Annotated in this window: 18 protein-coding genes and 3 pseudogenes; 17 read left to right on the plus strand and 4 right to left on the minus strand. The window is 48.4% G+C overall.

The features are described 5' to 3' along the window. The first annotated feature begins 66 nt into the window (after positions 1-66). The 3 genes and pseudogenes from IEW48_RS14295 (at position 67) to IEW48_RS14305 (ending at position 2,419) form a co-directional block, all read left to right on the plus strand. Positions 67-866, plus strand: a pseudogene (locus IEW48_RS14295) (RNA-guided endonuclease InsQ/TnpB family protein). Between the two features lie 228 nt (positions 867-1,094). Continuing rightward, entirely contained in the window at positions 1,095-1,973 is an 879-nt protein-coding gene (dapF, locus tag IEW48_RS14300) for a diaminopimelate epimerase (protein WP_188624345.1), read from the plus strand. 185 nt (positions 1,974-2,158) lie between these two features. Then, on the plus strand, positions 2,159-2,419 hold the full coding sequence (locus IEW48_RS14305) for an aspartyl-phosphate phosphatase Spo0E family protein (RefSeq protein WP_188624346.1): 261 nt from the start codon (positions 2,159-2,161) through the stop codon (positions 2,417-2,419). 106 nt (positions 2,420-2,525) lie between these two features. Here IEW48_RS14305 and IEW48_RS14310 read toward each other — a convergent pair whose 3' ends face one another. Then, on the minus strand, positions 2,526-3,533 hold the full coding sequence (locus IEW48_RS14310) for an NAD(P)/FAD-dependent oxidoreductase (RefSeq protein ID WP_188624347.1): 1,008 nt from the start codon (positions 3,531-3,533) through the stop codon (positions 2,526-2,528). Between the two features lie 312 nt (positions 3,534-3,845). Here IEW48_RS14310 and IEW48_RS14315 point away from each other — a divergent pair, with 312 nt between their 5' ends. The 4 genes and pseudogenes from IEW48_RS14315 to IEW48_RS14330 all read left to right on the plus strand — a co-directional run bounded on the left by IEW48_RS14315 (position 3,846) and on the right by IEW48_RS14330 (position 6,793). Beyond that, on the plus strand, positions 3,846-5,045 hold the full coding sequence (locus IEW48_RS14315; protein ID WP_188624348.1) for an NAD(P)/FAD-dependent oxidoreductase: 1,200 nt from the start codon (positions 3,846-3,848) through the stop codon (positions 5,043-5,045). 381 nt (positions 5,046-5,426) lie between these two features. After that, positions 5,427-5,525: pseudogene (locus IEW48_RS17180) on the plus strand (YuiA family protein); the annotation flags it as partial. A gap of 253 nt (positions 5,526-5,778) precedes the next feature. Then, positions 5,779-6,099, plus strand: a complete 321-nt coding sequence (locus IEW48_RS14325; protein WP_188624349.1) for a YuiB family protein — start codon at positions 5,779-5,781, stop codon at positions 6,097-6,099. 61 nt (positions 6,100-6,160) lie between these two features. Next, the gene (locus IEW48_RS14330; RefSeq protein WP_188624350.1) at positions 6,161-6,793 is read left to right on the plus strand and encodes a 3D domain-containing protein; all 633 of its coding nucleotides are present in this window, start codon (positions 6,161-6,163) and stop codon (positions 6,791-6,793) included. Between the two features lie 30 nt (positions 6,794-6,823). On the opposite strand, the gene IEW48_RS14335 is transcribed toward IEW48_RS14330, so the two are convergent. Continuing rightward, entirely contained in the window at positions 6,824-7,312 is a 489-nt protein-coding gene (locus IEW48_RS14335; RefSeq protein WP_188624351.1) for a divergent PAP2 family protein, read from the minus strand. Between the two features lie 144 nt (positions 7,313-7,456). Between IEW48_RS14335 and IEW48_RS14340 the strand changes: the two genes are divergently transcribed. The 10 genes from IEW48_RS14340 (at position 7,457) to IEW48_RS14385 (ending at position 20,021) form a co-directional block, all read left to right on the plus strand. Beyond that, positions 7,457-8,953 carry a leucyl aminopeptidase gene (locus IEW48_RS14340; protein WP_188624352.1) on the plus strand — a complete coding sequence of 499 codons (1,497 nt, stop codon included), beginning with the start codon at positions 7,457-7,459 and terminating at the stop codon, positions 8,951-8,953. A gap of 80 nt (positions 8,954-9,033) precedes the next feature. Then, positions 9,034-11,031, plus strand: a complete 1,998-nt coding sequence (tkt, locus tag IEW48_RS14345; protein ID WP_188624353.1) for a transketolase — start codon at positions 9,034-9,036, stop codon at positions 11,029-11,031. Between the two features lie 127 nt (positions 11,032-11,158). After that, a complete protein-coding gene (locus IEW48_RS14350) occupies positions 11,159-11,578 on the plus strand; it encodes a YugN family protein (protein WP_188624354.1) in 420 nt (139 codons plus the stop codon). Positions 11,579-11,718: 140 nt separating this feature from the next. Next, positions 11,719-14,082 (plus strand): endonuclease MutS2, encoded by a 2,364-nt coding sequence (locus IEW48_RS14355; RefSeq protein ID WP_188624355.1) that lies wholly within the window; start codon positions 11,719-11,721, stop codon positions 14,080-14,082. Positions 14,083-14,428: 346 nt separating this feature from the next. Continuing rightward, the gene (locus IEW48_RS14360) at positions 14,429-16,132 is read left to right on the plus strand and encodes a long-chain-fatty-acid--CoA ligase (protein ID WP_188624356.1); all 1,704 of its coding nucleotides are present in this window, start codon (positions 14,429-14,431) and stop codon (positions 16,130-16,132) included. 112 nt (positions 16,133-16,244) lie between these two features. After that, positions 16,245-16,832: a fatty acid metabolism transcriptional regulator FadR gene (gene fadR / locus IEW48_RS14365; RefSeq protein ID WP_188624357.1), complete on the plus strand. Its 588-nt coding sequence runs from the start codon at positions 16,245-16,247 to the stop codon at positions 16,830-16,832. A gap of 137 nt (positions 16,833-16,969) precedes the next feature. Continuing rightward, complete coding sequence (locus tag IEW48_RS14370) at positions 16,970-17,749, plus strand: enoyl-CoA hydratase (protein WP_188624358.1); 780 nt, start codon at positions 16,970-16,972, stop codon at positions 17,747-17,749. Positions 17,750-17,831: 82 nt separating this feature from the next. Then, the gene (locus tag IEW48_RS14375) at positions 17,832-18,599 is read left to right on the plus strand and encodes an electron transfer flavoprotein subunit beta/FixA family protein (RefSeq protein WP_188624359.1); all 768 of its coding nucleotides are present in this window, start codon (positions 17,832-17,834) and stop codon (positions 18,597-18,599) included. A 14-nt stretch (positions 18,600-18,613) separates the two neighbouring features. After that, entirely contained in the window at positions 18,614-19,591 is a 978-nt protein-coding gene (locus IEW48_RS14380; protein WP_188624360.1) for an electron transfer flavoprotein subunit alpha/FixB family protein, read from the plus strand. Between the two features lie 274 nt (positions 19,592-19,865). Further along, entirely contained in the window at positions 19,866-20,021 is a 156-nt protein-coding gene (locus tag IEW48_RS14385) for a hypothetical protein (RefSeq protein ID WP_188624361.1), read from the plus strand. Between the two features lie 89 nt (positions 20,022-20,110). Here the strand turns inward: IEW48_RS14385 and IEW48_RS14390 are convergent, their stop codons facing one another. Then, positions 20,111-20,467, minus strand: coding sequence for an Hsp20/alpha crystallin family protein (locus IEW48_RS14390; RefSeq protein ID WP_188624362.1), 357 nt, complete (start codon positions 20,465-20,467; stop codon positions 20,111-20,113). Between the two features lie 221 nt (positions 20,468-20,688). Beyond that, positions 20,689-20,814, minus strand: a pseudogene (locus IEW48_RS14395) (GNAT family N-acetyltransferase); the annotation flags it as partial. Positions 20,815-20,934 lie beyond the last annotated feature (120 nt).

Consider the following 20,934-nt stretch of genomic DNA (forward strand, 5'->3'; position numbering starts at 1 on the left):
GTCTTTTGCTTTTTAGGGGCCTCTTCATGCCGTTAACAGACGAGCTATTAACGGCATGAAGAGGGATTGGCGAATGTGTGTTTGCCCTCTGAAATTTTACTCATACATGACACGTTCAAAGACGACAAAGAAGCTTTGAAACAGTACAAATTTCCCACTCCAGCCAAGTACAAAAAAGATTTTCCGTGGCTCAAAGAAGTCGATAGCCTTGCCTTAGCCAACGCTCAATTAAACTTGCAAAAAGCATTCACCAACTTCTTCTCTTATGAACACTAACCGGTGCCAAAAGAAATAGAAAACGTTGTTGGGCTCGATTTTTCCATGAATACGCTGTATGTCGATAGCGAGGGTAAGAGAGCCAATTATCCTCGATTTTATCGGCAAGCCTTGGAAAAACTGGCCCGAGCCCAACGGGTGCTGTCACGCCGCAGAAAGGTTCAAACCGTTGGCACAAACAACGGCTGAAAGTCGCCCAGTTGCACGAAAAAATCGCCAACCAACGTCAGGACTTTTTGCACAAGGCTTCAAGGCAATTGACCAACCGGTATGATGCCGTGGTGATTGAAGACCTCAATATGAAAGGGATGGCTCAAGCCCTTCGTTTCGGTCAGAGTATCCACGATAACGGTTGGGGCCTGTTCACCACTTTCCTTCAGTACAAATTGGAAGAACAGGGAAAGGAGCTGATCAAAATCGACAAATGGTTCCCCTCATCCAAAACGTGTTCATGTTGTGGCCGGGTGAAGGTGTCTCTATCGCTTTCCGAACGTCTATTTCGTTGTGCATGCGGTTTTGTAGCAGACCGAGACACCAACGCCGCCATCAATATCAAAAAGGAAGGTCTGAAACAGTTAGGGACTGCCTGACTGGATCTCGAACCGTGGGGCACACGGGGATCGCTCGGTCAATTTTCCTTCGTTAGAAGGAATTACCCGAGAAGCCCCCACCTCTAAGCGTTAGTGTAGGTGGTGGGAGTATGTCACGTTTTGGTTGTTTAACCGCCCAGTTTTTATTTCCTTAAGTTGATCATCTGTTGTTATACTTTATTAAAAGGGGTAAAAAAGTTTTATAAATTAAGGAAGGAAGGATCTCAGATGAATATCCCGTTTACTAAAATGCAGGCACTGGGGAACAGCTATGTTTATGTAGATGGCCGTCATATCCAGCTTGACGAGCGTCACTTATCTCCTTTGGCCCAAGCTGTGTCATCGGTACGGACGGGCATTGGCTCTGATGGCTTGATCCTCATCACATGGTCTCAACAAGCGGATGTGAAGATGCGGATCTTTAATGCAGATGGCTCCGAGGCTAAAAACTGTGGTAACGGTTTGCGCTGTGTGGCAAAGTATGCCTTCGAAAAAGGGCTGGTGAACGACATCCGTTTTCAAATTGAAACATTGGGCGGCATCGTTGAAGCCCATGTACATGTGCGCAACGGGAAAGTGGAACAGGTCACAATCGATATGGGCAAGCCCCGTCTGGCCCAAAAAGAGATTCCGCTCACAAATGGAGGAGAAGAGACAGCCATTGATTACCCCTTGGAGGTAGATGGCCAGCGCCTTTATTTTACAGGCGTTTCGATGGGCAATCCCCATGCGGTCTTCTTTGTCGATGATGTGGCTTCCGCTCCAGTTACCACGTTGGGTCCCAAGATTGAAAAACATCCCTTGTTTCCCGAAGGGGTCAACGTTGAATTTATTTCTGTCCGCTCCAGCCATGACATTGATTTTCGGGTCTGGGAAAGGGGTTCGGGACAAACCTATGCCTGCGGGACGGGTGCCTGTGCGGCTGTTGTAGCCTCCGTTCTTAAGGAGAAAATAAAGAAAGGGGAGCCTGTTACCGTTCATTTGCAAGGGGGAGATTTGGAGATTGTTTGGGACAATGATGAGCATGTCTGGATGACTGGTCCCGCCAAATATGTCTGTGAAGGAACATACTTTTGGCCGAACGGGGGCAAAGCGCAAAACCGATAAGACCAAAAAGACCAATAATAAATTTTGTAAAAATAAAAACTTTGATTGTTTCGACAAATAGGCTAATAGAACGACCTTAACCGACAAAAACAGAAAATATTCGCCTTTGTCAAGTGATAAATGATTGTTGTAGAATAATTCATGTTGGATTTGTAGCTCTTGGGTCAAAAGCGAGGTGTGGAATAATGAAAGATGTTGTGCAGGAGCGGATTAAGCATTTAAGAGAAAAAATGGTGATGCTGGCCATGGAAAAAGGATTAACTGACCCAGAAGTGATCGCAATCAGTCAAGAAATTGATAAGCTGCACAATATTTGGAACCATTTAGGTAATCAAGCGCTCACACAGCATCGTGTTTATAAATCTGCTGATTCCAGCCTGACACATAAGCTGATTCGTGATTTTTCTATGGCCTCTTTATATTTAAAAGCAGCTTCCAGCCAATAGGACATGCCTATACATAGGCGGTCCGGCCAAGCTCTTTCCAGTCTCAGCACATAAAAATGTTCCCCCTCTGGGAGGCGGGAACATTTTTTCTTACATGATATCTTCCCTATTTATTGAAATTCATATGAGAGCTGTGTCCAGGCTGGACTTTGGCTTTAGGATCAAGATAAGCTTTGGCATTGTTCACCGCAGTTGGCGCTTCCCCAAATCCAACGGCAATCAACTTGATTTTACCCGGATAAGTGACGATGTCACCAGCAGCATAAATGCCAGGGATGTTCGTTTCCATTTTACTGTTAACGACAATAGATCCTTTTTCAATATTGAGACCCCAGTTTTGAATCGGGCCAAGGGAGGAAATAAAACCAAAGCTGACAATCACTTCATCAACTTCCAGTTCCTCGACCTTCTCATTTGTTTTGGCATTGGCCAGAACGACTTTCTCAATTTTGTCGTCGCCGTGAAGCTCGCTTATTCTAAGGGGTGTCTTAATATCTACCTTGGAATTCATCAGTTGTTCCACGCTGTGTTCATGGGCACGGAACTTGTCCCGCCGATGGACGAGGGTCACCTTTTCTGCGATCGGCTCCAGCATTAAAGCCCAGTCAACCGCAGAATCGCCTCCGCCGCTGATCAGCACTCTTTTTCCTTTAAAGGCGTTTTTATCTTTCACAAAGTAGTGCAGGTTGCTATCTTCAAATTTTTCTGCACCATCCACATCCAGTTTGCGGGGACTAAATGCACCGCATCCGGCCGTAATAATCACCGTCCGGCTGAAATGCAGGCCTTTGTTCGTTTTAATTTCAAAAATGCCTTCTTCATTTTTGCGAACATCTTCCACCGTCTCTTCTAAAGCAACCTGAGTATCGAAGCTAAAAGCCTGCTCTTTCAGATAATTCACCAGATCTTGGGCCAGTACTTTGGGAAAACCGGCAACGTCATAAATATATTTTTCAGGATATAACGCTGACAGTTGTCCTCCCAATTGAGGCATACTTTCGATAATTTTACAACTGGCTTGTCTCATGCCGGCATAAAATGCGGCAAACAATCCGGTCGGTCCCCCGCCAATTATGGCAATATCAACAACATCTCGATTTTGCTGTTGAGACATGTCCACACCTCCACAAGCATCATTGCCAAACGTTGTCTTTAACGCTCAAATCCTATTATAAACTTTTTACAAGGGCTTTAAAAGGGCAGCCTCGTGAAAAAGTTTTAAATTAAATCTAATTACCCCTTGAAAAAGTGGTCAAGACGTTCTATCATAGTAAGAGAAATGTGAACATTTTTTAACACTTGTCGACAAGTTATTTATTTTTAATTGAGTTCGTGAAATTTTTAACAAACTACGTGAAATCTTTAACAAGCTTATAACACTGTTGTTTAATTGCTACCCTAAGAAAAAAATGAGGAAGTGATCAGGATGAGCAAACCAAGCATTGTGATTCTAGGCGCCGGATACGGGGGGATTGTCGCTGCCCTTGGTCTGCAAAAACGCCTGAACTATAATGAGGCAGACATCACGCTGGTCAACAAAAACGATTATCACTACATCACCACTGAACTGCACCAGCCCGCAGCAGGCACCATGCATCATGATCAGGCCCGCGTCGGGATCAAAGAGTTGATTGATGAAAAGAAAATCAAATTTGTCAAAGATACAGTTGTCGCCATTGACCGGGAACAGCAAAAAGTGACCCTCCAAAACGGTGAGCTGCACTATGATTATCTTGTGGTCGGCTTGGGCAGCGAGCCTGAAACTTTTGGGATTGAAGGTTTGAGAGAACATGCCTTCAGCATTAACAGCATCAATTCGGTCCGCATCATCCGCCAGCATATTGAATATCAGTTTGCCAAGTTTGCGGCTGAACCGGAACGTACGGATTACTTGACTATTGTTGTAGGCGGAGCTGGTTTTACAGGCATTGAGTTTGTGGGAGAGCTGGCTGACCGGATGCCGGAGTTGTGCGCTGAATATGATGTGGATCCCAAACTGGTCCGCATCGTTAATGTGGAAGCAGCGCCGACGGTGTTGCCGGGATTTGATCCGGCTTTGGTCAACTACGCTATGGATGTACTTGGTGGCAAAGGGGTTGAATTTAAGATTGGCACACCCATCAAACGTTGTACGCCTGAGGGTGTGGTGATTGAAGTGGATGGCGAGGAAGAAGAGATCAAAGCAGCAACAGTGGTCTGGACCGGAGGCGTGCGCGGTAACTCCATTCTGGAGAAGTCCGGTTTTGAAACAATGCGCGGACGGATTAAAGTTGATCCCTACTTACGTGCTCCTGGCCACGAGAACATTTTTATTGTGGGTGATTGTGCGTTGATTATTAATGAAGAAAATAATCGTCCTTATCCCCCCACGGCCCAAATCGCCATTCAACATGGGGAAAATGTTGCTGCCAACCTGGCGTCCCTGATCCGTGGAGGCTCTATGACGCCGTTTAAGCCCCATATTCGCGGTACTGTTGCTTCCCTGGGCCGCAATGATGCCATCGGAATTGTAGGCGGCCGCAAAGTGTACGGCCATGCTGCTTCCTGGCTGAAAAAACTGATTGACATGCGCTATCTGTATCTTATTGGCGGTCTGTCCCTGGTGCTGAAAAAAGGGCGATTTTGAACATGTGTGGCGGGCGGCACATCAAAATGATAACCGTTATACCGTAAGCCAAAGGACACGTTGCTGTTCTTTGGCTTTTTATATCTTTGGTTTTTTTATGCCGGTTAAACTGTCAACAGGGGGATGTATAGTCTGGACTGATCCCGGTGAAATTAAACATAAGCTTTTATATCCTTAAAATGAGCTAAAAAAACGAGTAAAGCTGCGCAAAACAGAGAAAAAGGGAGATGAATTCGCTTACATGACAAAAAACGATCTATTTCAGAAAATTTTAAAGGTTTATACCAAGAGGTCGAGGTGGTATGATTAACATTAAAAAACTTTAATATGATCAAGATAGGGGGTAGAGAAACCATGAGATTGAACCCACTGCAGACAAATATGATCCCGACCACCCACTGTGAATATTGTCAGGGCCAAGGGTATTTCCAGTTGATGCTGGGTGGAACAGAAACATGTATCTACTGTGAGGGAAGCGGTGTCGCTCCGACAGAACCGCTGCATAAAAAACCAGAACGTTTTATTGATTTTATCCACTTGCGGTGGACCTCGTTTCCAAAGTATGATGGCATTCTGTAGGTATTCTTGCGAAAACCTCACGCTGATAAACAACACCTAACAGTCCAGCGCTTCACTGACCTGTCGGGTTGCTGTAAGGACTCAGGCAGTTAAGCGGCTGGATTTTTTTGTAGAGATCAAGTACACTAGATGTGAAACAGCGGAGGTGAATGTCATGGATCCATTGCAGTTTGTGATTTCTATTTTACTTTTTTTAATTCTTTTTTTTGGGATCGGCTTTATTCTTAACATGTTATTAAAAACAACCTGGCTGCCAGGTTTGATTTTATATCCTCTCGTGGTATTGCTGATTGTCTCTGATGTTCCTCTGAAGGGATACATTACCAATCCGGGTGAGAGTTTGGCCCGGTTGGGAGAGAAGCTGATGGGTTTATTAATGGTGGATTATATTATTTTAGGCGCGGGATTTATCGGGGCGCTGTTAAGCGGACTATCCATTCAGATACTTAGGGCTAGAGGTTACAGGATGTTTTAACATGAACATGCATAATCCCTCCTCAAAATGGAGACGATGAGTCTATGGGAGGAGGGTATCTATGCAACCCAGTCAAGAGAAACCCTGCCCCTGCGGGCTGACAATAGCAACCCTAGGTGCCCTGGGCCTGTTGCTCGCGGTCTCAGCTGGGGCAAGCTGGACTGGCGGCGGGGTTTGGTTCGGTCAGAGTATCTTTTCCCAACTTGTTCATGCGGCTGAAAACGTAGACGAGCATGATTTCATTCACACTGTGAAGGTGATTGAAGCACAAGTAGATTTCAGTCAATTTCCCAGCAAAACGGTGCTGGCCACAGGTTATACAGCGGGTGTGGAATCCACCGGTAAAACACCCGGTCATCCGCAGTATGGCATCACTTACTCCGGTGTCAAAGTGCGCCGGAATGTGTTTTCCACCATTGCCGCCGATCCGGATGTATTCCCTCTAGGAACCATTTTATATATCCCCGGCTACGGTTATGGGGTGGTAGCGGATACAGGGAGTGCCATCAAGGGAAATAAAATCGATCTGTACTTTGATACGGTTGAAGATGTTTACCGGTTGTGGGGCAAACGACAGGTGGATGTCTATGTGATACAGAAGGGAAACGGAACGGTAACGGAAGAGATGATGGACCGGCTCAACCGGATGGATCATCGCCAATTGCCGGCTGTTCCGGTTTTCAATGAGAAGTGACTGTTATCACAACAGTCACTTTTTTGCTTTTTAGTCTGCCATCATTTCCCAAATAAACAGGCACAAAAAGGCAACGCCAATCCCAAACAGTCCGCCCATTAAAACTTCTATGGGCTGGTGGCCTAACAACTCTTTCAATTTTTTCCGTTTCACCTGTTTGGTTTGCATGTTCCAGTTTTTCATCTCTTCGATCAACTGATTCACATCTTCTACCAGCCGGTTGAGCACCACGGCTTGCTCTCCGGCATGGCGGCGCACGCCAGCGGCATCAAACATGACAATTAAGGCAAGCACGGCAGAGATGGCAAACAGAGTAGATTCCAAACCATGCTCAATCGCCACCGCTGTTGACAGGGATGTTACAGCAGCCGAATGGGAACTGGGCATGCCTCCTGTACTAAAAATAAGCCCCCAATTCAGCGTCCGGTTAGGGATATAGTAGAGGGGGACCTTGATCAGCTGGGTCAAGGCGATAGCCGTTATGGCTGCCCAAAACGGGTAGTTTGAAAAAATTTCCATAAGCTCTGTCATCCTTTCCTGGTACCCATTATTATAACTTAAAAATGGACAGCGTCATAAACGTTTTACGATTTTTTTGGCTAAACGGCCCGTGGTGATTTATAATATATAAAGTAATATGCTGAGCAGAAAGAGGGGATCAATTTGAAATTTACAGTTGAGCAGCAAAAAGGACCAGAGGTTGGCACCGATTTATTTGTATTTGGCATTTTTAAGGGGAGTGAGACACCTGGGGGCTGCTTCAGCGAGATGGATAAGGCTTGGGAGGGGCTCCTTTCCCGGTTTATTCAAGAAGAGTGGGTTCCGAATGAAAAAAAGGCGGAAGTCATCCATAGTTTGGGAAAGTTTCCTGCCAAGCGGGTGATGTTGGTCAATGCAGGCGAAAAAGAAGAATTTGACTTGGTTAAAGCACGGGAAGTGTTTGGTTTTGTGACCAAAGAGGCCTTAAAACTTAAAGTCAGAAAAGTCACTTATTGTCTGGACAGTTTCAACAACGGTGAGGAAGAGTCCGCGGCTCTGGCCCATGCGCTGGCCGAAGCATCTTTGCTGGCTGCCTACCGGTTTGATACATACAAGACCAGTGAAGAGGATAACCCGTCCACTGTGGAGTATGTTTCGGTCTGTGTGCCCAAAGAAGAAGACGAGGTTAAAGAAGGGTTGGAAACAGGCCAGATTTTTGGCGAGGCAACTTGTTTTGCCCGGGATCTGGTCAACACGCCCGGCAACTATTTAACCCCCAGCAGACTGGCAGAAAAAGCGGTAGAAATTGCTTCCAAGCACGGTTTTGAATACGATATTCTGGATCGTGACCAAATGGAAGAACTGGGCATGGGTGCTCTCCTGGCTGTCGCCCAGGGCAGTGACCAGCCGCCAAAGATGATCGTCATCAAGTATCAAGGCAAAGAGAAATGGGAAGACGTTTTGGCCTTTGTGGGCAAAGGATTAACATTTGACACCGGAGGCATCTCCTTAAAACCGGCTAAGGATATGCATGAAATGAAAATGGATATGGGGGGCGCCGCGGCTGTTCTGGGAGCCATGGACATCATTGGCCGCTTAAAACCTAAATGCAATGTGCTGGCTGTGATTCCGTCCACAGAAAATATGCCCAGCGGACGTGCTTTAAAGCCGGGTGACGTGATCACCTCTTATGCTGGCAAAACGATTGAGGTGCGGAATACCGATGCGGAAGGGCGGCTCATATTGGCTGACGGCATTGCCTATGCCAAAACATTGGGAGCCGACTACATCGTGGACGTGGCCACATTAACTGGGGCCATTCTGGTTGCCCTTGGGGAGTATACGACCGGAGCGGTGACCAACGATGAAACATTGATGATCGAGGTGCTGGAGGCAGCCAATGAGGCTGGAGAGCTTGTCTGGCGCTTGCCCAGTTTTGAACCTTACAAAAAGATGGTCCGTTCCAGTGACGTGGCTGATCTCAACAACTCCCCCGGACGGTTGGCTGGAAGCATTACAGCCGGTCTGTTCCTTGGGGAATTTGCCGGGGATACCCCTTGGGTCCACCTGGATATAGCCGGAACAGCCTGGGCTAACCGTGAAACTGAGCTGAACCAAAAAGGTGGCACGGGCGCGATGGTTCGCACACTGGCCACGCTGGCGGAGCGGTTTGCCGAATAGGCAACTACGGCTGAATAAGCCAGCTGCTTGTATATATGCCTTGTTTATGTGACTCGTGAACAAGCAAAGGAGGAAAAAGAATGTCTGCCACAAACATTGAACAATTAGCCATTAATACCATACGCACCTTATCCATTGATGCCGTCGAAAAGGCGAACTCTGGTCATCCCGGTATGCCGATGGGGGCTGCACCCATGGCATATACATTGTGGAGCCGCTTTCTGAAGCACAACCCCAACAACCCCAAGTGGTTTAACCGGGACCGGTTTGTACTGTCTGCCGGGCACGGCTCCATGCTCTTGTACAGTTTGTTGCACTTAAGCGGATATGATTTATCCATGGAAGAGATTAAAAACTTCAGGCAATGGGGAAGCAAAACACCAGGACATCCCGAATACGGCCATACCCCAGGTGTGGAAGCCACCACAGGTCCCCTTGGCCAAGGGATTGGAATGGCAGTGGGAATGGCCATGGCCGAAAGACATTTAGCCGCTGTCTACAACCGGGAAGGGTTTAACATTGTGGATCACTTTACATACGTCATCTGCGGCGACGGGGACCTGATGGAAGGAGTCGCCTATGAAGCTGCATCCTTGGCCGGGCACCTGAAACTGGGCCGGTTGATTGTGCTGTATGACTCCAATGACATTTCCCTGGACGGGGATTTGCATCTTTCTTTCCGCGAGGATATCCAGCAGCGCTTTGAATCTGCTGGCTGGCAATATTTACGTGTGGAAGACGGCAATGATGTGGAGGCGATTGCCCAAGCGATTGAAGAAGCAAGAGCCGATGAAAGCCGTCCTACCCTGATTGAAGTGCGTACCGTTATCGGCTACGGCAGTCCCAACAAGGCTGGCAAACATGTGGTGCATGGGGCGCCGTTGGGTGAGGAGGAGGTCAAGCAAACCAAACAAACCTATGGCTGGCCACACGAACCTTTTCATGTGCCCCAGGAAGTCCGGGAACACTTCCAACGCTTGCAACAAAAATGGCAAGAAGATGAGGAAGAGTGGCAGGCGTTGTTTGACCGTTATGAACAAGCTTATCCGGATTTGGCCCGCCAATTGAAAGCAGCGATTGAGGGACAGTGGAATGCAGATGGACAGGCGCTGCCTGAGTTTGAAACAGGCTCCAAAGTGGCCACACGTGCTGCATCCGGCACCATGATTAATCACTTGGCCCAACAGCTGCCCGGTTTGTGGGGCGGATCGGCTGATTTGGCTTCTTCCACCAAAACCTTGATAAAGGACGCAGCTCACTTTAGCGCGGAAGATTACAGCGGGCGGAACATTTGGTTTGGTGTGCGGGAACATGCCATGGGTGCAGCTTTAAACGGCATTGCCCTCCATGGGGGCACAAAACCGTATGGGGGCACGTTCTTCGTGTTCTCTGATTACTTGCGTCCCGCCATCCGCCTGGCTGCTTTGCAAAAGCTGCCGGTGGTGTACGTCTTTACCCATGACAGTATCGCTGTGGGAGAAGACGGCCCCACGCACGAACCGATTGAACAGTTACCCTCAATGCGTGCCATTCCGGGCTTAACGGTGATCCGGCCTGCTGATGCCCATGAGACAACGGCGGCCTGGCTGTATGCTGTCCAGCACACCGAAGGGCCGGTCGCCTTGGTTTTAACCAGACAAGGTGTCCCTGTCCTGGAAGAAACGAAACAAAGCGTGGATACCCTGGCCAAAGGGGCTTATGTGCTGGCTGAAACGGAAGGCCAATTGCCCGAACTGATCCTTCTGGCCAGCGGTTCAGAAGTCAGTTTGGTGCTGGAAGCCAAAAAGGTGCTGGAACAGGAAGGTATCGCCGTGCGGGTGGTCAGCATGCCCAGCTGGGAACTGTTTGAACAACAAAGTGACAGCTACAAGGCAGAGGTGCTTCCCCCCGGGGTTAAGAAACGCTTGGCGGTGGAAATGGCCCATCCCCTGGGCTGGGAGCGTTATGTGGGTGAAGAAGGTGATGTACTGGGCATTACCACCTTTGGGGCCAGCGCACCGGGCAGCACAGTGATGGAAAAATACGGCTTTACGGTGGACAACGTGGTCGAACGGGCCAAAGCCCTGTTAAACAAGTAAGCATCGCTTTTAATCCATTAACCTGAGCAGAAACAACGAAAGGCATGGCGAACTTCCCTTGGTTTGCACATAGAAAAAGCCTTGACAGGCAACAGTATAGATAGACCCAGCCAAGGAGGAGTTCGCCATGTACGCCTACGAAGGATCCCTACTGGAAAATCAAAAAGCCCAGTATGAAGAAGTGCAAGAATTTCTGGAGCGGTACGGATTTGTAGTCGGCGGGGGATGGGAAGTGGATCACGGTTACTTCGACAAAAAGTTAGCGATCGAACCGGGTTATGTCTACTTGCGCATTCCAGCGTTTGTTGAACGGGGCAGTTTTGGTGATCCCAATGCCATTTTGCGCCTGGGCACCCCATTTTTGCTCCGGCATAAATATCAAAGGGGAAATGACGACGACGTCAGTGTCTCGGTGATAAACGCCACCACGAACCAGTTTTCCGAACCCCAAGATCCTGACGCTTCCCTTAGCCCGGAAGAGACAGAGACAGGGCGCGAGGTTTTAGCACGGGTGGAAGCAGCCTACCGCCGCCAATTTTTGCAGTAGGCTATTTGGGCAAGCCTGTGTTGACCGTGTGTCTCTGGTGCAGGTTTGAGATAGCGGACCTTAAGATTTTCCGTCTTAAGGTCTTTCTTTATGCTTCTTTCCTTTATGCTATAATGGGGGCATGAACAGGAGGATGCGTTGTGCAGGAACGGACATTAAAACTTTTAGAGTTTGACAAAATCAAAGACGAGCTGGCCAAGCATGCTGCCTCCACCCTGGGCAAAGAGAAGGTGGAGGAGCTAACCCCCGTTTTTGACCTGGACGTTGTCCGCAAGGAGCAGCAAGCCACATATGAAGCTTTTACCGTCTTGCGCCTCAAAGGCCAGGTGCCTTTCGGGGGCATCCGGGATATCCGTCCCGCTGTAAAACGGGCTATGATCGGCAGCCGCTTGGACGCGGCGGAACTGTTGGATGTGGCCCAAACCATTGCCGGGGGGCGCAAACTGAAACACTTCCTGGAAAAAGTATGTGCGGAGCATGGGGAACTCTCTATCCTGGCCCGCTTAGAAGAACAGATCAGACCGTTACGAGATGTGGAACAGTCCATCAAGTCATGCATCGATGAGCACGGGGATGTGCTGGACTCCGCCAGTCCGGCACTCAAAGAGATCAGGAACCGTATCCGTCACGCTGAACAACGGGTAAAGCGCCAGCTGGAGCAGATCGTCAGAGCGCCGGCCAATCAGAAAATGTTGCAGGAACCTATCATTACCATCCGGCAGGACCGTTATTGCATCCCTGTCAAGGCAGAATACCGCCATCATTTTGGCGGCTTGGTGCATGACCAGTCGGCCTCAGGGGCCACCTTGTTTGTGGAACCGGAAGCTGTGGTGGCCATTAACAATGAGTTGCGGGAAGCTAAACTGCAAGAAGAAAAAGAGATTGACCGCATCTTAACCGGGCTGACCCGGCAGGTTGGTGAAGCGGGCGAGGACCTAAAGAACAATGTACAAGCTCTGGCCGAGCTGGATTTTCTTTTTGCCAAGGCTTACTACGCCCGGAGCATACGGGCGGTGCAACCCCAGCTGAATGACCAGGGATATTTTAAATTGATCAGGGCCCGGCATCCCTTGATTCCGGCTCAAGACGTAGTGCCCACCACCTTTGAGCTGGGCAGAGAATATACCTGTATGGTGATCACCGGCCCCAATACGGGCGGTAAAACAGTGACCCTCAAAACGTTGGGGCTGTTAACCTTGATGGCCTGTTCCGGTTTGTTTATTCCCGCTGAAGAAGGCTCCCATGTGGCCGTGGTCTCCAGCGTCTATGCCGATATAGGGGACGAGCAAAGCATTGAACAAAGCTTAAGCACCTTTTCTTCCCATATGACCCATATTGTGGGCATTTTAGACAAGATGGATGAAAACAGCTTGCTCTTGTTTGATGAATTGGGTGCAGGCACCGATCCCACAGAGGGAGCTGCGCTGGCCATGGCTATCTTGGATTTTGTCCACAGCAGGGGGGCGCTTGTTGTAGCCACCACCCATTACAGTGAGCTGAAAGCATACGCCTACTCAAGACCCGGTGTAATCAACGCCAGCGTGGAATTTGACACAGAAACGCTAAAGCCCACCTACCGCCTCTTGGTGGGGGTGCCGGGACGAAGCAATGCTTTCCATATTGCCCGGCGGCTCGGTTTAAAAGAAGAAATCATCGAAACGGCAAAAAATCTGATCAGCACTGATGATTTGCGCATTGATCATATGCTGGCCGAACTGGAATCCGCCCGCAAGCAGGCTGAAGAAGACCGGCAAGCGGCTGAACGCCTTAAACGGGAAGTGGAAGCCCTCAAGCAATCCCTGGCTAAGAAAGAAGCCCGGTTGGAAAAAGAGAAGGAGCGGCTGATCAGCCAAGCTAAACAACAGGCCGAGCAAAAAATCGAGCGCATGATGAAGGAAGCAGAGCGGATCATGGCCCAGCTGCGCGAGTGGCAGCGCGGGCATCAGGCGGTCAAAGAGCATCAGCTGATCGAGGCCAAAAAAGGATTGGAACAGCTTAAGGAGGCAGCCTCTCAACAGCCGGCAGGGATGGACAAACCCCGTCCTAAACGGCAAAACGGCCAGACCTTCAAGCCAGGCGATGATGTGTATGTGCACACGTTTGGCCAAAAGGGCCAGGTGATCGAAAAACTGTCCGAGCAGGAGTATTATGTCCAATTAGGTATCATCAAGATGAAAGTGAAGGCTAGTGATATGGAGAAAATCAAAACCAAGCAAACGGAACAGGCCGGCATGGCCCGTGTGCAAACCAAAACGGAGACAGTTGGCCTTGAGCTGGATGTCCGGGGGCAGACCACAGATGAAGCGATTGCAGCGGTTGACAAATACCTGGACGATGCCCTCCTTGCCGGTTACCAGCAGGTGTCCATCATCCACGGCAAGGGAACGGGGCAACTGCGTAAAGGCATCCAGGATTTCCTGCGCCGTCACAAGCGAGTCAAGGCGTTTCGCCTGGGCGAAGCAGGCGAAGGGGGCAGCGGCGTGACCATCGTAACCTTAAGTTAGGGCTGGACAGACATGTTTAAATCGGGAGGCTATAGAGGCAATGGTGTTCAAAATCTTGTCCCGCATTTTATTGATCGTCAGCATGGTATTTGTTTTATCAGGATTGATCTATTTGTTCTTTTTTGCCCCTTAAACTTGTTCAATCACATCTTTATCGGGGAGAGCACTTCCGCATAGACGTGCTCTCCCTGATCTTTGTTCTAAATAGTTGATGATATATAACGATTTGCAAAAAAAATAACTTCAAAAATGTTACCGCTTCCACTATAATAAAAACTGGGGAGATGAGGATGTCTTTGAAGGTTGATAAAGAAGGATTAAGCAACTGGCAAAGGGAGGGGATGTGATGGGTGATCAGCAAAAGCCCTGGTTAAAGCATTATCCGCCGGAAATTCCGGCCAGTTTGGAGTACCCGAATGCTGTAGTTCCCGATTTACTCAAGGAGGCCTATGAAAAAAAGCCAGATAATATTGCCATCCGCTTTCTGGGAAAGCAACTGACTTATGCCGAGCTGTATCATGCTGCTGTGGATTGTGCCCGTGCCCTGGTTAAACTGGGGGTCAAACCGGGAGACCGTGTCTCTATCATGTTGCCCAATTGTCCCCAATATGTGATCGCGTATTACGGTATTATGATGGCAGGAGCCATTGTGGTGCAGACCAATCCGTTATACGTGGAACGGGAATTGGAAAACCAGCTTAATGATGCGGGAGCGGAAACCATCATCGCCTTGGATCTGGTATATCCCAAAATTGCGAAAGTCCAATCACGCACACCCTTAAAAAATGTGATTATTACGAGTATTAAAGATTATCTTCCGTTTCCCAAAAATGTGCTGTATCCCTTGGTCGTTAAAAAGAAACAAGGCATCAAGGTTCAGGTCGATTATGGCGAAACGGTGCATCATTTTAAAAAATGGCTGAAAACAGGAAAGGACGTACCGCTCAACGTTTCTCCCTCTCCCGATGAAGTCGCCCTGTTGCAGTATACAGGGGGGACCACCGGCACACCCAAGGGGGTGATGCTGACCCATCGCAATTTGGTGGCCAACACCCACCAGTGCAAGGCGTGGACGTATAAAGCGGAATATGGACAGGAAAGATCTTTAGGCATCGTTCCCCTTTTCCATGTGTACGGCATGACCGTTGTCATGAATGTAAGCATCGCATTGGCCTCAACCATGATTCTTCTTCCCAAGTTTGATGTGGACGACACCTTAAAAACCATCGACAAAGAAAGGCCCACCCTTTTTCCAGGTGCCCCAACCATGTACATTACTATCATCAACCATCCAGATGTAGGCAAGTATGATTTATCTTCCATCAAAGCCTGTCTCAGCGGCTCTGCTCCCTTGCCGGTCGAGGTGAAAAACAAATTTGAGGAACTGACCAATGGGAAACTGGTTGAAGGTTACGGATTGTCTGAAACCTCTCCGGTCACCCACGCCAACCTGATCTGGGGCAAAAACGTAGTGGGCAGCATCGGTATTCCTTGGCCGGATACTGACGTCAAAGTTGTCCGTGAAGACGGCAGTGAAGCCGAAGTCAACGAGATTGGAGAGATAGCGATCAAAGGCCCGCAAGTGATGAAGGGCTACTGGCGGCGTCCGGAAGAAACTGAAAAAACGCTGAAAGAAGGCTGGCTGCTCACCGGTGACATGGGCTATATGGATGAAGAGGGCTACTTTTATATCGTTGACCGCAAAAAAGATATGATTATCGCCGGAGGTTACAACATTTATCCCCGCGAAGTGGAAGAGGTGCTCTATGAACATCCGGCTGTCCAGGAGTGTGCCGTGATTGGCGTTCCTGATGAGTACCGGGGTGAAACAGTCAAAGCCTTTATTGTGAAAAAGGAAGGCAAAGAAGTGACCGAGGACGAGTTAAATGAATATTGTCGCAGTAAACTGGCTGCCTATAAGGTTCCGAGGATCTATGAGTTTCGGAATGAACTGCCCAAGTCGATGGTGGGTAAAGTGTTGCGCCGCGTCTTAACGGAGGAAGAAAGAAAAAAGGTTGAGCAAGACAAAAATCAAAAGCTAGGATCGTAAGGTTTACGAGGTGTTGCGAGCACAGCAGAAATGATTGACAACTCAAGGAGGATACGCTAAACTTGAAGTGAATGAGCAATCATTCATAATCTAGATATACGAGGAGATCAACATGGCCAAAAAAACAGGTGAAAAATACGAGGCAATCATCAATGCAGCAGTAAAAGTAATTGCCCGGCATGGCTATCATCAGGCACAAGTTTCTAAAATCGCTAAAGAAGCCAATGTGGCGGACGGGACCATATATTTGTATTTTGAAAATAAAGAAGACATCCTCATCTCTTTATTTGCTGAAAAAATGGGTAAATTTGTGAAGATGGCCGAACAAAAAATTAATGAACACACCACTGTTGAAGAGAAATTGCGCACTTTAGTCTATATGCATTTTTATCAGCTGGCCAAGGATCCAGATTTGGCTGTGGTCACCCAGCTTGAACTCAGGCAGTCGGATCCGGTCTTGCGTAAAAAAATTAATGAAATTTTAAAACACTATTTGCAATTGATTGATAAAATTATCCACCTAGGGATTGAGGAAGGCACATTTTCCTCCGATATCGATCCCTTACTGGCCAGATATATGATTTTTGGCACGCTTGACGAAAGCGTAACCAACTGGCTGATGAAAGAGCGCAAATATGATTTGCTGTCCAATGTGGAGCCGATTTTACGTCTCTTGTTACACGGGCTGAAACCAGCATAAAACACTAGGGCCCTTTCTCTTTCCTTTTCTCTTTAATTGTTAATTAAAGGCAATGACTTCTAATCCACTCTGATTTTTCGCTATAATAGAAATGGACAGAAGATTATTTCGTCCGTATTAAGTTAAGGGGGGATTTGATGGCTTATCAGTATCTTTCTTTGTCCCGGCAAGACCGGGTGGCGGTGGTCACCCTGAACCGGCCGCCGGCCAATGCACTCAGCCCTGAACTGTTACAGGAGCTTGACAGAGTGTTAACGGAAATTGAGCAGGACTCATCTTTAAAAGTGGTTGTTGTGCATGGGGAAGGACGGTTTTTTGCCGCAGGTGCAGACATCAAAGGCTTTACCGCTATCAGCAGCGCTGAGGAAGCTGAGCGTTTAGCCAGGGAAGGACAGCAAATTTTCAACAGAATGGAAGCGTTCCCAAAACCGGTCATTGCCGTTATCCATGGAGCGGCCTTAGGCGGGGGATTGGAACTGGCCCTGGCTTGCCATATCCGCTTAGCCACCCCTGATGCCAAACTGGGCTTGCCTGAGCTGAACCTAGGCATCATTCCTGGATTTGCCGGCACGCAGCGCTTGCCGCGCATCGTAGGCAAGGGGAAGTCCTTGGAAATGATTTTGACCAGCCAGCCTGTCAGCGGGGAGGAAGCAGAGACCTTGGGCTTGGTCAATAAATGTGTCAGCCAGGATGATTTGCTTAACGAAGCACTGGGCTTGGCTAAACAAATAGCCGAGAAAAGCGCTGTTTCCGTTGCCTATAGCCTTGAAGCGGTGAACTACGGCGAACAACATGGTTTGACCGAGGGCCAGCAGAAAGAGGCTGAACTGTTTGGCCGCGTGTTCACCACAGAGGATGCCAAAGAAGGGGTGCAAGCTTTCTTGGAAAAGAGAAAGCCGGTCTTTAAAGACCGTTAGCATTTTTAAATATTTTGAAACTGACCAAGCGCTCGTTAGATCATGCCTCTGATCGATTGAAACCTAGTAAGGAGGGAACCCGATGAACATCTTAGTGCTGATGAAACGCACCTTTGATACCGAAGAAAAAGTGCACATTGAAAACAACGCCATTGTAGAAGACGGCGTGGAGTTTGTCATTAACCCGTATGATGAATATGCCATCGAAGAAGCGATTAAATTACGGGATGAACATGGCGGAGAAGTCACCGTGCTTACGGTTGGTCCGGCCGATGCGGAGAAAGAGATCCGCACCGCCTTAGCCATGGGGGCTGACAAAGCCATTCTGGTGGAAGATGAGGATTTAAACGCAGATGAGCATACCATTGCCCATATCCTGGCTGCGATCATCAAGGAGCGGGAGTTTGACATTATCCTGGGCGGCAACGTCTCCGTGGACAACGGCGCCGGCCAGGTGGCTGTCCGCGTGGCCGAACTGTTAGACATTCCCCAGGTGACCACGATTACCAAACTGGACATTGACGGCAATACAGCCATTGCCGAACGGGATGTGGAGGGGGATGTGGAAATCGTTGAAGTGAGCCTGCCGGCCCTGTTCACAGCCCAGCAAGGCTTAAACGAGCCCCGTTACCCGTCCTTGCCCGGGATCATGAAAGCGAAAAAGAAACCGCTGGAACGGTTAACCGTGGAAGATCTGAACCTGAACTTAGACGAAATCGGGGCCAAAACGGAAGTGTTGGAGTACTTCCTGCCCCCGGAAAAGAAAGCCGGGCGCATTCTGGAAGGAGAACTGGACGAGCAGGTCAAAGAACTGGTACAACTCTTGCGCGATGAGGCAAAAGTGGTTTAAAGGAGGCAGTGCAGATGGGTAAACATATCTTAGTTTTAGCAGAGACCAAAGGTGGCGCCTTGCGCAATGTCAGTTTGGAAGCAATTGCCGCAGCGAGACAGATCAGCGGTGACGGGCAGGTGACCGCCGCCGTTTTCGGGCCGGACGGGGACCAGTATGCTGAAGAACTGATCCAGCATGGGGCTGACAAAGTAGTGTTGGTCAAGCATGAGGAATTGAAGCAATATACCACGGATGGCTACCGTCAGGCTTTGCTGCAAGTGATTGACCAGCTGAACCCTGACGGGGTGTTCTTGGGCCATACCTCCCAGGGCAAAGACGTCAGCCCGCGTATTGCCGCCAAATTGGGCGCAGGCTTAATCTCCGACGTGACGGCCATCGAACTGGACGGGGATACCCCGCTGTTTGTCCGTCCGATTTACTCCGGCAAGGCCTTTGCCAAGAAAAAAATCAAGGACGGCCTGATTGTGGCCACCATCCGTCCCAACAACATCAAACCGCTGGAGAAAGACACGACCCGCATCACCGAAGTGGAAGAACTGCAAGTGGAGATTAAAGACTTGCGCACTGTGGTCAAAGAAGTGGTCAGCAAAACCTCCGGCACTGTTGACCTGGCCGAAGCAAGCATTATTGTCTCCGGCGGGCGCGGGGTGAAAAGTGCCGAAGGCTTCAAACCGCTGTATGAATTGGCCGAAGTGCTGGGAGGTGCAGTGGGAGCTTCCCGCGGAGCCTGCGATGCAGGGTATTGCGACTATGCCTTGCAAATTGGACAAACCGGTAAAGTGGTCACGCCCGACCTGTATATTGCCTGCGGCATTTCCGGCGCTATTCAGCACTTAGCCGGTATGTCCAACTCCAAGGTGATTGTGGCCATCAACAAAGATCCGGAAGCAGAGATTTTCAAAGTGGCCGACTACGGCATTGTGGGTGACCTGTTTGAAGTGGTGCCCAAGCTGACAGAAGAATTTAAGAAAGTGCTGGCCAAAGCTTAAGGATCTGTAGCCAAGGTTTTGATCTCAAGCTGAAATGGCGAGCTCTGAGCAGTCAGCAGTTGGTTAAAAGGTGAAGGACACCCTCCATATTGATTCCCGGTCCAGACGCACGGGGCAGGATCCTAGCTGCAAATATTTCCTAAGTATCAATTTTGTCACAAAACTTTCACATAACAGTGACATATTTGTCACACATTGTGCCTTACAGTTGAAACTTGTTTTGTAAAATAGCAGATATACAGGTGTATTTTAAATATGGAGGGTGTTAAGGACAATGGATGCCTTGATCTTTTTAGGGGCCTTTATATTTTCAGGGTTTTTCTTTCTAACTATGGGATATCTGTATATGCGCAAGATTGCAGATCTGGAAATTGCAGCTGCTGAACAAGAGCAGAAAGAAGCTGTAAAGCAAGCAGACAAGGTAGCCTGATTAATTCCTTATCTAATCGAATATGACTGATTCATCCTTAACAGTTGCCGTGACAGGCAACTTTTTTCTTATTATTTGTTTAGGTTGAGTCAGTTTTCGAGATTAGGCAGGTTCGGGGTGTTTATGCCGTTGTTCCAGTCTTGGTGGACCCGGTTTCGATCTTTGGGGATCGTAATGATTAACCTGTTGTTGTCATGGTTAACGTGAATCTTTTCTTTGTCAATGGGAAATGGAAGGGGGATAAAGCGCTCCATACGTTGATAGGATTGCTGCCAAAAATAACGCCTCGTCGTTTGGTAATAGAATTCAGCTTCTTCCCTATGGTTCACACTAAGGCGCAGGCCGTGCGGTTCAAGATATACCTTAACCTGCTCTTTGCTTATACTTGGCAGCAGTACGGTTATCTTCAACTCCTGATCGGTTTCGTTCATGTTGATATGAAACATAGGCCAACCTCCTGTTTTACTTGACATTAATCTTGTGGCATTAGTAGTGTATGCGCCTCTTTTTTATTTCGGGTAGGCTGGAACCGGGGGATAAGCCTCTTTAAACTCTTGGGGGTGAATCAACAAGTCCAACTCTGTGATAGGAAAAGGAGGTGGACAAGGGCCTGGTTTTGTTTAAAAACAAAACCGGAGCCTCAGAAAATTGGCTCCGGTTAACTCATTCAGGAGTAGTGTTGATACACCATATCCACATGGGGAATGCCGTCTTCTAAGTAAACATCTGATGTGGTTTTAAAGCCAAACTCGCCGTAAAACTTCTCCAAATAATGTTGGGCTTGGATTTTTATCATAAATTATCCGAGAAGACCCCCACTTTTAAACGAAGTGTAAGTGGGGGATGAATCGGGCACAAACATATATTCCCTATATGAACTGGAAGTGATAAGATTAAGGTTAGGAGGGGGAAG

Origin of the sequence: Caldalkalibacillus thermarum (assembly GCF_014644735.1) — a bacterium.
Taxonomy (GTDB): Bacteria; Bacillota; Bacilli; order Caldalkalibacillales; family Caldalkalibacillaceae; genus Caldalkalibacillus; species Caldalkalibacillus thermarum.